Here is an 11,557-nt window from a genome sequence, read left to right as displayed (position 1 = left end):
GGCTCGACCTGACGAAGTGACGGCGGGCGGGCTGCGACTGGCGCTGTCCTGGCTGACGGTGCTGCCGGTGGGCGGCCCCGACGCGGTCGATCGGACCGCCGCGGGCCGCGCGATCGCCGTGGCCCCGCTGGTGGGCGTGCTGCTCGGCGGCGCGGCGGCGAGCCTGGCCCGACTCGCCGACGGCGCGGGGGCGAGTCCCGCGATCACCGGACTGCTGGTCGTGGCCGCGTGCGCGCTGCTCACCCGGGGCATGCACCTGGACGGTCTGGCCGACACCGCGGACGGTCTCGGCAGCTACGGGCCGCCCGAGCGCGCCCGCGAGATCATGAAATCCGGGTCGGCGGGGCCGTTCGGGGTGGCGGCGATCGTACTCGTGCTCGGCCTGCAGGCGGCGGCCTTCGCCGCGCTGGCCGAGCACCGGCAGTGGTTCGCGCTCGGCGCGGCGGTGGCCACCGGTCGGGTCGTGGTGGTCCTGGCGTGCCGTCGCGGGGTGTCGGCCGCGCCGGGGACCGGTTTCGGCGCGCTGGTGGCCGGGACACAACCGGTCCTGCTCGGTGCGGCGTGGGCGCTGGCCGCTGTCGCGGCGGCGGTGTTCGCGACGCCGGACCGCCCGTGGCTGGGACCGCTGACGGTGGTCGCGGCCGTCGCCGTGACGGTGGCGCTGGTGCGACACACCGTCCGCCGCTTCGGCGGGCTCACCGGGGACGTACTCGGTGCGGCCGTGGAGATCTCGGTCGCGGTCATCGCGGTCGGCTGCGCGCTGCACCCCTGAGCCGCCCCTGCTCGCGCAGCCTGCCGCGCGCGACCCGCCCTCGCGGAAGCGGCGGCGGTCACACCGGGATGCCTACCGTCTCAGTCACGACATAAGGTGAGTTCCATGTCTTCCGAGCGCCTCTACTTCCGCCAGTTGCTGTCCGGCCGGGACTACGCCGTCGGCGATCCCATCGCGACGCAGATGCGAAATTTCGCGTATCTCATCGGGGACCGGGAGACAGGTGAGTGCGTGGTGGTCGACCCCGCCTACGCGGCGGCGGATCTGGTGGCCGCGGCCGAATCCGACGGCCTGCGGGTGACGGGTGTGCTGGCCACCCACCACCACCCCGACCACGTCGGCGGCACCATGATGGGCTTCACCCTCGGCGGCGTGCGCGAACTGCTCGAGACCGTCAGCGTGCCGGTGCACGTGAACGCGCAGGAACTGGACTGGGTGGCCGGTGTCACCGGGATCGCCGCGAGTGAACTGACCGGCCACGCCCACGGCGACAAGGTCTCCGTCGGCGCGTTCGACATCGAATTACTGCACACCCCCGGCCATACGCCGGGCAGCCAGTGCTTCCTGTTCGACGACAGGCTGATCGCGGGCGACACGCTGTTCATCGACGGGTGCGGGCGCACCGACTTCCCCGGCGGCGACTCCGACGAGATGTTCCGCAGCCTGCGCAATCTGGCGGAGTTGGCGGGTGATCCGGTGGTCTACCCGGGGCACTGGTACTCGGATCTGCCCAGCGCGCCGCTGTCCACGGTCAAGGACAACAACTACGTCCTGCGCCCGCAGACCCTCGAACAGTGGCGCATGCTGATGCCCGGCTGAGCCGCCGGGCCGCGCCTCACATCGAGCGCATCCAGCCGTGGATGTCGGCGAAGGTGCCACGCTGGATGCCGGTGAGGGTGTCGCGCAGCGCCATGGTGACCTCGCCGGGTTCGCCGCCGCCGATGGCGAATTCGCCCGAACCCGAGCGCACCCAGCCGACCGGGGTGATGACCGCGGCGGTGCCGCACGCGAAAACCTCGGTGATCTCCCCGGATTCGGCGCCCTGCCGCCATTCCTCCACCGACACCTTGCGCTCCTCGACCGGGAATCCCGAATCGGCGGCCAAGGTCAGCAGGGAGTCGCGGGTGATGCCGGGCAGCAGCGAACCGGACAGTTCCGGGGTGACCAACCGGGCCTCGGAACCGGAGCCGAAGACGAAGAACAGGTTGTTGGTGCCCATCTCCTCGACGTAGCGCCGATCGCAGGCGTCCAGCCACACCACCTGGTCGCAGCCCTGTTCGGTGGCCTGGGCCTGGGCCAGCAGCGAGGAGGCGTAGTTGCCCGCCACCTTCGCCTCGCCGGTGCCGCCGGGCGCGGCGCGCACGTATTCGGTGGACAGCCACACCCGCACCGGCTTGACCCCACGCGGGAAGTAGGCGCCCGCGGGCGAGGCCAGCAGCAGGTACTTGTAGGAGGAGGCGGGTTTCACGCCGAGACCGGCCTCGGTGGCGAACATGAACGGCCGCAGGTACAGCGACTCCTCGCCGCCCGCCGCGGGCACCCAGTCGCGGTCGACCTCGAGCAGTTGGCGCACCGATTCGATGAACAGGTCGTCGGGGAGTTCGGCCATCGCCATCCGGCGCGCCGAGCGCCGGAAGCGGGCCGCGTTGGCGTCGATGCGGAAACAGGACACCCCGCCGTCGCCCTGGCGGTAGGCCTTGAGGCCCTCGAAGATCGCCTGCCCGTAGTGGAAGACCATGGTCGCCGGGTCCATCGCGAGCGGGCCGTAGGGCTCGATGCGGGCGTTGGACCAGCCCTCGCCCTCGGTGTAGTCGATGGAGACCATGTGGTCGGTGAAGAAGCGTCCGAAACCGGGGGCCGTCAGGATCTCCTGTACCCGCTGCGCCTGGGTGGGCGCGGGATGGGAGATGCGGGTGAACTGCGCGGCGACGGTCATGCGCCTGATCCTATCCGGCACCGATTTCCGACTTTTCTCGCGTTGGTCACCTCTGGCGCGGGACTCACGAGGTGCGGGTCCGCACGAACGGCGGGCGCACCACCTCGGCGCGCAAACGTCGCCCTCGCACGTCCACCTCGACCTCCTCGCCGGGTTGCAGATCCCGCTCGGTGTCGAGCAGAGCCAGGGCGATGCCGAGTTTGAGGGTCGGGGAGAAAGTGCCCGAGGTGGTCTCGCCGACCGGTTCGCCGTCACGCAGCACGGCCTGCCCCGGCCGCAGCACACCGCGATCGATCGCCTTGAGCCCCATGAGGATTCGACGCGGGCCGTTCGCCTTCTCGCGTTCGAGGGCCGCCCGACCCCAGAACTCCGGCTTCTTCCAGCCGACCGCCCAGCCGCAGCGGGCCTGCACGGGGGTGATGTCGTGGGAGAGTTCGTGGCCGTGCAGCGGGTAGCCCATCTCGGTGCGCAGCGTGTCGCGCGCGCCGAGACCCGCGGGTTGCCCGTCGGCCGCGCGCACCTGCTCGACCAGCGCGCGGAACAGCGGCGCGGCGTCGTTCCAGCGCGGCAGCAGTTCGTAGCCGTGCTCGCCGGTGTAGCCGGTGCGGCACACGCGCACGGGACCGCCCGCCCACTCGGCGTCGGCGAAGGCCATGTACTCCAGATCGGCGGGGAGGCCGAGGGCGGTGAGCACCTCCACCGAGCGCGGGCCCTGCACCGCGAACACGGCGAAGTCGGTGTGCTGATCCGTCACAGTGACGCCTTCCGGCGCCGCGGCGCTCAACTCCCGCACCACCGCCGCGGTATTGGCGGCGTTCGGCACGAGGAAGATCTCCTCGGCGTCGACGTAGTAGGCGATCAGATCGTCGATCACGCCGCCGTCCGCGTCGCAGCACAGCGTGTACTGCGCCTTGCCCGGCCGGATCCGCGCCAGATCGTTGGTCAACGCCGCGTTCACGAACGCCGCCGCGCCCGGACCGGCGATTGTGGCCTTGCCGAGATGGCTGACGTCGAACAGCCCGACCGTGGTGCGCACCGCCTGGTGCTCGGCCACCGTGCCCGCGTAGGACACCGGCATCTCCCACCCGCCGAAGGGCGCGAAACTCGCCCCGAGCTCGACGTGCACTTCATGGATGGGTCCGCGCCGCGGGTTGGTCTCGGTCACCCGCCGAGCTTAGCCCTCCGCTCCCCCGGCGGGTCGAGCACGCGACCCCGCGCCCACATCGCGGCGACATCGCGGTGAACTGCCGTCGACCGGCGTCGCTCTGCGCTATCGGGGCGCGAGCGCATAGCCTGTGCCCATGACCGCTGTTGCAGATCGCCCGCTCGGACCGGAGCTGGCACGCACCGAATCCCTCGGCCCCGACACCGATGTGCTCGTCATCGGCCTGACGTCCTCGGAGAACGGCCCGGCCATCGTGCCCGAGGACCTGTTCGGTGACATCCTGACCGCGGACCTGCGCGCGGACCTGCTCGATCAGCTCGGCGCGGTCGGCGCGAAGGGCAAGGCCGAGGAGCTGACCCGGATTCCCGCGCCCGCCGCGCTCGCCGGGGTCACCAGCGTGCTGGCGGTGGGTCTCGGCTCGCCCGAGAAGCTCGACGCCGAACAGATCCGCCGGTCCGCGGGCGTGGCGGCGCGCTCGCTCAGCGGCACCGAACTCGTGGTCACGACCCTGTCGGGCGTCGACCTCGGCGCGGCCGCGGAGGGCTTCTACCTGGGCGCCTACACCTTCACGCCGTTCCGCTCGGGCAAATCCGCGCCCAAACCCGACGAACGTCCGGTCGTGCGGGTCGAATTCCTCGTGCCCGACGCCGAGTTCGGCGTCACCGACCTGCTGCGCGCCCAACTCGTCGCCGAGGCCGTCGCCACCGCGCGCGATTTCGTGAACACCCCGCCCAGCCACCTGTTCCCGGCCGAATTCGCCTCCCGCGCCGCGACGCTGGCCGAGGCCGCGGGCCTCGAGGTCGAGGTGCTCGACGAGAAGCAACTGGAGACGGGCGGCTACGGCGGCGTGCTCGGCGTCGGCAAGGGGTCCTCGCGGCCGCCGCGCCTGGTCCGGCTGACCTACTCGGGCGGGCCGAAGAAGATCGCGCTGGTCGGCAAGGGCATCACCTTCGACACCGGCGGCATCTCCATCAAGCCCGCCGCGAACATGGAGAACATGACCTCGGACATGGCCGGGGCGGCCGCGGTCGTGGCGACCACGCTGCTCGCGGCCCGTCTCGGTCTGCCGGTGACGGTCTCGGCGACGGTGCCGATGGCCGAGAACATGCCTTCGGCCACCGCGCAGCGGCCCGGCGACGTGCTCACCCAGTACGGCGGCACCACCGTCGAGGTGCTCAACACCGACGCCGAGGGCAGACTGATCCTGGCCGACGCGATCGTGCGCGCGAGCGAGGACTCCCCCGAGTACCTCATCGACGTGGCCACGCTGACCGGCGCGCAGATGGTCGCGCTCGGCACCCGCACCCCCGGGGTGATGGGCACCGACGCGTTCCGCGATCGGGTGGCCCGGATCTCGCGCGAGGTCGGCGAACACGGCTGGGCGATGCCGTTGCCCGCCGAGTTGCGCTCGGATCTGAACTCCAAGATCGCCGACCTGGCCAACGTCGCCCCGCACCGCTGGGGCGGCATGCTCTCGGCCGCGTTGTTCCTCAAGGAATTCGTGCCCGAGGGCGTGCAGTGGGCCCACCTCGACGTCGCCGGGCCGGCCTACAACACCGGCGGCCCGTTCGGCTACATCGGCAAGGGCGGCACGGGCGTCCCGGTCCGCACGCTGATCGCCGTGATCGAGGACATCGCCGCCGAATGACGGCCGGGGCGCTCGGGTCACGGCCCGGGCGCCCTCACAGGTCGCGCAGATCCTCCTCGAAGGCGCGGCGGCGTTCGACCCGCCGCCGGGCGTCGTGGTCGCGCATCCGCTGCGGATAGCCGGTGCGGCCGACGTCGTGGACGGGGATGCGCAGATCCGCGGCCAGTCGGCGTGCTCCGCGTTCGCCGACGACGCGCCGGGTCCATTCCCCGTCCCCCGCGACGAGCACGACAGTGACATCGGTCACGGTGGTTTTCGGTTCGAGGAACCCCTCCACCCCGGTGCGGGCGCGCACCCACTCGGCCAGGTAGCGGGCATCGGCATCACGCGAGGTCATCGCCCGTGCACGGGGGCCGCCCCTGGTCACGGCGGCACGCACTCGATCCCACAGCCCCATGGGCGTGCACCTCCTTCCGCCCGCGGCGCGAACCTCACCGCCGGTGCCGTCCATCTTGCCGGCCCCGGGAAGATCGCTGCCCTGTGCTACACGCCACGCGGACGAGTGCAAGGATGGTTCGCGGTACAAGAACCACCCAACGATCTCCGGTGCCACACAATGATCAGTGGCTTCAAGGACTTCCACCGCGACCGCGGTGGGTGTCCGCCGCGAGAACAACTGTTGTAGAACCCGTCGAGCAGTCAGAGGAGTCAACTGACATGGCCTTCTCCGTCCAGATGCCGGCTCTTGGTGAGAGCGTCACCGAGGGAACGGTGACAAGGTGGCTGAAGCAGGAAGGAGACACGGTCGAGGTAGACGAGCCCCTGCTCGAAGTCTCCACCGATAAGGTCGACACGGAGATCCCGTCCCCCGCGGCCGGTGTCCTGTCGAAGATCGTCGCCAACGAAGACGATGTGGTCGAGGTCGGTGGGGAACTCGGTGTGATCAGCGACGCCGGTGCGGAACCCGCGCCCGCCGCCGAACCCGAACCCGAAGCCGCGCAAGAGCCCGAAGCCGCCGCCGAACCCGAACCGGAGCAGGAAGCCGAGCAGCCCGCCCCCGCGGCCGAGGCCGCCCCCTCCGACGGTTCCGGCACCCCCGTGAAGATGCCGGAGTTGGGCGAGTCGGTCACCGAAGGCACCGTCACCCGCTGGCTCAAGGCCGTCGGTGACGAAGTCGCCGTCGACGAACCGCTGCTCGAGGTCTCCACCGACAAGGTCGACACCGAGATCCCCTCCCCGGTCGCGGGCACCCTGCTCGAGATCACCGCCCAGGAGGACGACGTCGTCGCCGTCGGCGGTCAGCTCGGCGTCATCGGCAGCGGTTCTCCCGCGGCCGCCGCCCCGGCCCCCGAACCGGAGCCGGAGCCCGAACCGGAACCCGCGCCCAAGCCCGAACCGAAGCCCGAGCCCGCGCCGGAACCGAAGCCGGAACCGAAGGCCGCGGCCCCCGCGCCCAAGGCTCCCGCCCCCGCGAAAGCCCCCGCCGCCGCGCCCGCCGACTCCTCGGGCAACGGCGCCACCCCGTACGTCACCCCGCTGGTACGGAAGCTGGCCGACGAGAACGGCGTCGATCTGAACAGCCTCACCGGCTCCGGCGTCGGCGGCCGCATCCGCAAGCAGGACGTGCTCGCCGCCGCCGAGGCCAAGAAGGCTCCCGCCCCGCAGCCCGCCGCCGCACCCGCGGCCCCGGCCGCGAAGGCGCCCGCCGCCAAGGCCGCCGCGCCCGCGGCCGAACTGGCCCACCTGCGCGGTACCGTGCAGAAGGCCAACCGCATCCGGCAGATCACCGCCACCAAGACCCGGGAATCGTTGCAGACCACCGCGCAGCTGACCCAGGTCCACGAGGCCGACGTCACCCGGATCGCCGCGCTGCGCAACCAGGCCAAGGCCGGTTTCAAGGAGCGCGAGGGCGTCAACCTGACGTTCCTGCCGTTCTTCGCCAAGGCCGTCGTCGAGGCGCTGGGCACCCACCCGAACGTCAACGCCAGCTACGACGAGTCCAGCAAGGAGATCACCTACCACGCGTCGGTGCACCTGGGCATCGCCGTGGACACCCCGCAGGGGCTGCTGTCCCCGGTGATCCACAACGCCAGCGACCTGTCGCTGGCCGGACTGGCCCGCGCCATCGCCGATATCGCGAACCGGGCCCGCAACGGCGGACTCAAGCCGGACGAGTTGGCGGGCGGCACGTTCACCATCACCAACATCGGCAGCCAGGGCGCGCTGTTCGACACCCCGATCCTGCTCCCGCCGCAAGCGGGCATGCTCGGCACGGGCGCGATCGTCAAGCGGCCCAGCGTGGTCACCGACGAGAACGGCAACGAGTCCATCGGCGTCCGGTCGCTGTGCTACCTGCCGCTGACCTACGATCACCGGCTCATCGACGGTGCGGACGCCGGTCGCTTCCTGACCACCATCCGGCACCGGCTCGAGGAAGCGGCGTTCGAGGCGGATCTGGGCCTGTAAATCCAGGAAAGGTCTTCTGTCACGTATGAAGGTCGTGATCGCCGGGTCCTCCGGTCTGATCGGGACGGCGCTCGTCGCGGCTCTGCGCCGCGACGGGCACGACGTGGTCCGACTGGTCCGCCGCCGTGCCGCCGCGCCGGACGAATTCAGCTGGGACCCGGCCCGCGCCGAACTGGACGGGCGGGCGCTGCGCGGCGCGGACGCGGTGGTCAACCTGTGCGGGGCCGGCGTAGGAAGACAACGCTGGAACGGCGGCTACAAGCAGTTGCTGCGCGACAGCCGGATCACCCCGACCGACGTATTGGCGGGCGAGGTCGCCGCCGCGGGAGTGCCGACGCTGGTCAACGCCAGCGGCGTGCACTACTACGGCGGCGGCGCGGGTGACCGGGTCGTCGACGAGACCTCCGACGCGGGAACGGGTTTCCTGGCGACACTGTGCCGGGACTGGGAAGCCGCCACCGCGCCCGCGACCGCCGCGGGGGTGCGCACCGTGCTGGTCCGCAGCGCCGCGGTGCTCTCGCGCCACGGCGGCATCCTGCAAGCGCTGCGCCCGCTGTACTCGCTGGGCCTGGGCGGTCGCCTCGGCGACGGGCGACAGTACTCGCCGTGGATCTCCTTGGAGGACGAGGTGGGCGCGATCGTCTTCGCGCTGACCCACGAGACCGTGCGCGGGCCGATCAACGCGGTCGGACCGGCCCCGGTCACCAACGCCGAGTTCAGCCGGGCCGTCGGCCGGGCGCTGCGCAGGCCGACGCCGCTGGTGGTGCCCGCGTTCGCGTTGCGGGCGGTGGTCGGCGAATTCGCCGACGAGGCCGTGCTGCGCGGGCCGCGCGCCATCCCCACCGCCTTGGAGACGGCCGGCTACCACTTCCGCCATCCCACCATCGGCGCGGCGCTGGCCGCGGTGCTCGGCGGCGACGGGGACGAGCGGTGATCCGCGACGCGCGCGTCGAGGACCTGCCCGCCGTCCTGGCCATCCACAACGCCAACATCGCCACCTCGACCGCGATCTGGGACATCGAGGAGGTCGGTCTCGACGACCGCGAGACCTGGTGGCGCGACCGCACCGCGGCGGGAATGCCCGTCCTGGTCGCCGAGGTCGACGGCGAGATCGCGGGGTACGCCAGCTACGGCCAGTGGCGGCCCAAGGTCGGATACCGCTTCTGCGTGGAGAACTCGGTGTACGTCGCCGAGCGGTTCCAGCGCCGCGGACTGGCCGTCGCCCTGCTGACCGCCCTGCTCGAGCACGCCGAGCGTTCCGGTCGCGTGCACACGATCATCGCGGCCGTCGAATCGGCCAACCTCGGCTCGATCGCCCTGCACGAACGGTTCGGCTTCGTCGAGGTCGGGCACCTCCCCGAGGTCGGTCACAAATTCGGCCGCTGGATGGATCTGACCCTGCTGCAACGCACCATCCCGATCGACCCGGAACGCGCCGACGCGGCTGTGGGCGCGGACACACCACGTCCGCACGGGCGGTGAACGCCCTCGGCGTAACGTCGTGCTGGTGAACGACACGCGCACCGAACGGTCCGCTCGATTCGATACCACCCCGATCGCGATCGACGACCTCGGACTCATCGACTACCACGCGGCCTGGGATCTGCAACGCCGGTACGCCGCCGAACGCGCCGACGGCGTCGGCCCCGACCGTCTGCTGCTGCTCGAGCACCCCTCGGTCTACACCGCGGGCCGCCGCACCGAGGCCGAGGACCTGCCCGTCGACGGCAGCCCGGTCATCGAGGTCGACCGCGGCGGCAAGATCACCTGGCACGGCCCCGGTCAGCTCGTCGGCTACCCGATCGTGCGCCTGGCCGAACCGGTCGACGTCGTGCGCTACGTGCGCCGCCTCGAGGAAGCCCTTATCTCGGTAGTGGCCGGTTTCGGCCTGGACTGCGGGCGAGTCGAAGGCCGCTCGGGGGTCTGGCTGCCCGCCACCGAGGTGTTCGCCGAACGCAAGATCGCCGCGATCGGCGTGCGCGTGCAACGCGGGGTCGCCCTGCACGGCATCTCGCTGAACTGCGACTCCGCCATGGACGGCTTCCAGGCCATCGTGCCCTGCGGCATCCGCGACGCCGGGGTCACCACCCTGAGCCGCGAACTCGGCCGCGACGTCACCGTCGCCGAGGTCAAACCGCTGGTCGCCACCGCGATCGTGCGCGCGCTCGACGGTGAGTTGCCGGTCACCGCGCACGACATCACGCGCGTCGACGGCGCAGGCGTAAGGTCGAACTCGTGACCTCGGCTCAAGCACCTGCGGGACGCAAACTCCTCCGGATCGAAGCGCGCAACGCGGAAACCCCGATCGAGCGCAAACCCGAATGGATCCGCACGCGCGCCACCATGGGCCCGGAGTACACCGAACTCAAGGGCCTGGTCAAGCGCGAGGGCCTGCACACGGTGTGCGAGGAAGCGGGCTGCCCCAACATCTTCGAATGCTGGGAGGACCGCGAGGCCACCTTCCTCATCGGCGGGGAACAGTGCACCCGCCGCTGCGACTTCTGCCAGATCGACACCGGCAAACCCGCCGCCCTCGACCGCGACGAGCCCCGCCGTGTCGCCGAGAGCGTGCAGGCCATGGGTCTGCGCTACTCCACCATCACCGGCGTGGCCCGCGACGACCTCGACGACGGCGGCGCCTGGCTCTACGCCGAGACGGTGCGCGCCATCAAAGCGGTCAACCCGAACACCGGCGTCGAACTGCTCATCCCCGATTTCAACGCCGACCCCGACCAACTCGCCGAGGTCTTCTCCACCCGCCCCGAAGTGCTCGCGCACAACCTGGAGACGGTGCCGCGCATCTTCAAGCGCATCCGCCCCGCCTTCCGCTACGAGCGCTCGCTGGCCGTGCTGACCGCCGCCAAGGCCGCGGGCCTGGTCACCAAGTCCAACCTGATCCTGGGCATGGGCGAGACCCCGGAAGAAGTCACCCGGGCGATGCGCGACCTGCACGAGGCCGGCTGCGACATCCTCACCATCACCCAGTACCTGCGCCCCTCCCCCCGCCACCACCCCGTCGACCGCTGGGTCAAGCCGGAGGAATTCGTCGAACACTCCCGCGTCGCCGAGGAGATCGGCTTCGCGGGCGTCATGGCGGGCCCCCTGGTCCGCTCCTCCTACCGGGCGGGCCGCCTCTACGCCCAGGCCATGACCCACCACGGCCGCGAAATCCCCCCGGCCATGGCCCATCTCGCCGAAGAAGGCACCGCCGCCCAAGAAGCCGGAGCCGTCCTGGCCCGCTACGGCCGCTGATTCGCCGAGCCGCCGAGCCCCGCGCAGCCACACGCCGCGCGGGGTTTCGCCGTTCCGAGCGAACCTTCAGCCATGCCGACACGCGGGAAGACTGGGAAATACTGGACTTCACTGGAAGCTGTGCGTACGTTGCCCGCATGAAGGATTCAGCGGTCGAGCTCGAGGAGCGGATCGCCGGGCTGCGGGCGGAGGTTCGGCGGGCCGCGGCGGGGGGCGATCGGGCGACGGCGCGGCGGTTGCGGGCGGAGTTGCGGCGGGTGGAGAACCAGTGGGAGACGGCGGTGCTCGGTGACGCGGGGGTCGCCGAACCGGTGGTCGTGGTGGAGCGGGAGGTGGTGGCGGTGCGCGATCACGTGCACCGCGCGCTGACGTTGCTGT

At 71.5% G+C, this 11,557-nt stretch carries 11 protein-coding genes and 1 pseudogene; 9 read left to right on the top strand and 3 right to left on the bottom strand.

Features of this window, described 5'->3' with window-relative positions; genetic code table 11:
* Window positions 1–16 precede the first annotated feature (16 nt).
* Together ON30_RS09165 and ON30_RS09160 are read left to right on the top strand one after the other, a co-directional pair.
* On the top strand, window positions 17–772 hold the full coding sequence (locus ON30_RS09165) for an adenosylcobinamide-GDP ribazoletransferase (protein ID WP_040705772.1): 756 nt from the start codon (window positions 17–19) through the stop codon (window positions 770–772).
* A gap of 105 nt (window positions 773–877) precedes the next feature.
* Window positions 878–1,591 (top strand): MBL fold metallo-hydrolase, encoded by a 714-nt coding sequence (locus ON30_RS09160; protein ID WP_040705770.1) that lies wholly within the window; start codon window positions 878–880, stop codon window positions 1,589–1,591.
* 16 nt (window positions 1,592–1,607) lie between these two features.
* Here the strand turns inward: ON30_RS09160 and ON30_RS09155 are convergent, their stop codons facing one another.
* A complete protein-coding gene (locus ON30_RS09155; protein WP_040705769.1) occupies window positions 1,608–2,708 on the bottom strand; it encodes a branched-chain amino acid aminotransferase in 1,101 nt (366 codons plus the stop codon).
* A gap of 64 nt (window positions 2,709–2,772) precedes the next feature.
* Window positions 2,773–3,873 carry a glycine cleavage system aminomethyltransferase GcvT gene (gcvT, locus tag ON30_RS09150; RefSeq protein WP_040705768.1) on the bottom strand — a complete coding sequence of 367 codons (1,101 nt, stop codon included), beginning with the start codon at window positions 3,871–3,873 and terminating at the stop codon, window positions 2,773–2,775.
* 136 nt (window positions 3,874–4,009) lie between these two features.
* Here gcvT and ON30_RS09145 point away from each other — a divergent pair, with 136 nt between their 5' ends.
* On the top strand, window positions 4,010–5,521 hold the full coding sequence (locus ON30_RS09145; protein ID WP_040705767.1) for a leucyl aminopeptidase: 1,512 nt from the start codon (window positions 4,010–4,012) through the stop codon (window positions 5,519–5,521).
* A gap of 34 nt (window positions 5,522–5,555) precedes the next feature.
* On the opposite strand, the gene ON30_RS09140 is transcribed toward ON30_RS09145, so the two are convergent.
* Entirely contained in the window at window positions 5,556–5,918 is a 363-nt protein-coding gene (locus ON30_RS09140) for a hypothetical protein (protein ID WP_040705766.1), read from the bottom strand.
* 260 nt (window positions 5,919–6,178) lie between these two features.
* On the opposite strand from ON30_RS09140, the gene sucB reads away from it, so the two are divergent.
* The 6 genes and pseudogenes from sucB to ON30_RS09110 form a co-directional block, all read left to right on the top strand.
* Window positions 6,179–7,927, top strand: a complete 1,749-nt coding sequence (sucB, locus tag ON30_RS09135; RefSeq protein WP_040705765.1) for a 2-oxoglutarate dehydrogenase, E2 component, dihydrolipoamide succinyltransferase — start codon at window positions 6,179–6,181, stop codon at window positions 7,925–7,927.
* 25 nt (window positions 7,928–7,952) lie between these two features.
* Window positions 7,953–8,861: a TIGR01777 family oxidoreductase gene (locus ON30_RS09130; protein WP_040705764.1), complete on the top strand. Its 909-nt coding sequence runs from the start codon at window positions 7,953–7,955 to the stop codon at window positions 8,859–8,861.
* Entirely contained in the window at window positions 8,858–9,409 is a 552-nt protein-coding gene (locus ON30_RS09125) for a GNAT family N-acetyltransferase (protein ID WP_051029109.1), read from the top strand. The genes ON30_RS09130 and ON30_RS09125 overlap by 4 nt, the downstream gene beginning before the upstream one ends.
* A gap of 25 nt (window positions 9,410–9,434) precedes the next feature.
* Window positions 9,435–10,166 (top strand): lipoyl(octanoyl) transferase LipB, encoded by a 732-nt coding sequence (gene lipB, locus ON30_RS09120; RefSeq protein WP_040705774.1) that lies wholly within the window; start codon window positions 9,435–9,437, stop codon window positions 10,164–10,166.
* The gene (gene lipA, locus ON30_RS09115; RefSeq protein WP_040705763.1) at window positions 10,163–11,179 is read left to right on the top strand and encodes a lipoyl synthase; all 1,017 of its coding nucleotides are present in this window, start codon (window positions 10,163–10,165) and stop codon (window positions 11,177–11,179) included. The genes lipB and lipA overlap by 4 nt, the downstream gene beginning before the upstream one ends.
* 137 nt (window positions 11,180–11,316) lie before the next feature.
* A pseudogene (locus tag ON30_RS09110) lies at window positions 11,317–11,557 on the top strand (hypothetical protein); the annotation flags it as partial.

This window comes from Nocardia takedensis NBRC 100417 (genome assembly GCF_000308695.1).
Classification (GTDB): domain Bacteria; phylum Actinomycetota; class Actinomycetes; order Mycobacteriales; family Mycobacteriaceae; genus Nocardia; species Nocardia takedensis.
This window is presented reverse-complemented; position numbering and strand designations above follow the sequence as displayed.

Bases quoted from the DNA above. Each gene is read 5' to 3' on its own strand.
- ON30_RS09160 (WP_040705770.1), top strand. From the start codon at position 878: ATGTCTTCCGAGCGCCTCTACTTCCGCCAGTTGCTGTCCGGCCGGGAC.
- ON30_RS09155 (WP_040705769.1), bottom strand. From the start codon at position 2,708: ATGACCGTCGCCGCGCAGTTCACCCGCATCTCCCATCCCGCGCCCACC.
- ON30_RS09145 (WP_040705767.1), top strand. From the start codon at position 4,010: ATGACCGCTGTTGCAGATCGCCCGCTCGGACCGGAGCTGGCACGCACC.
- ON30_RS09140 (WP_040705766.1), bottom strand. From the start codon at position 5,918: ATGGGGCTGTGGGATCGAGTGCGTGCCGCCGTGACCAGGGGCGGCCCC.
- sucB (WP_040705765.1), top strand. From the start codon at position 6,179: ATGGCCTTCTCCGTCCAGATGCCGGCTCTTGGTGAGAGCGTCACCGAG.
- ON30_RS09130 (WP_040705764.1), top strand. From the start codon at position 7,953: ATGAAGGTCGTGATCGCCGGGTCCTCCGGTCTGATCGGGACGGCGCTC.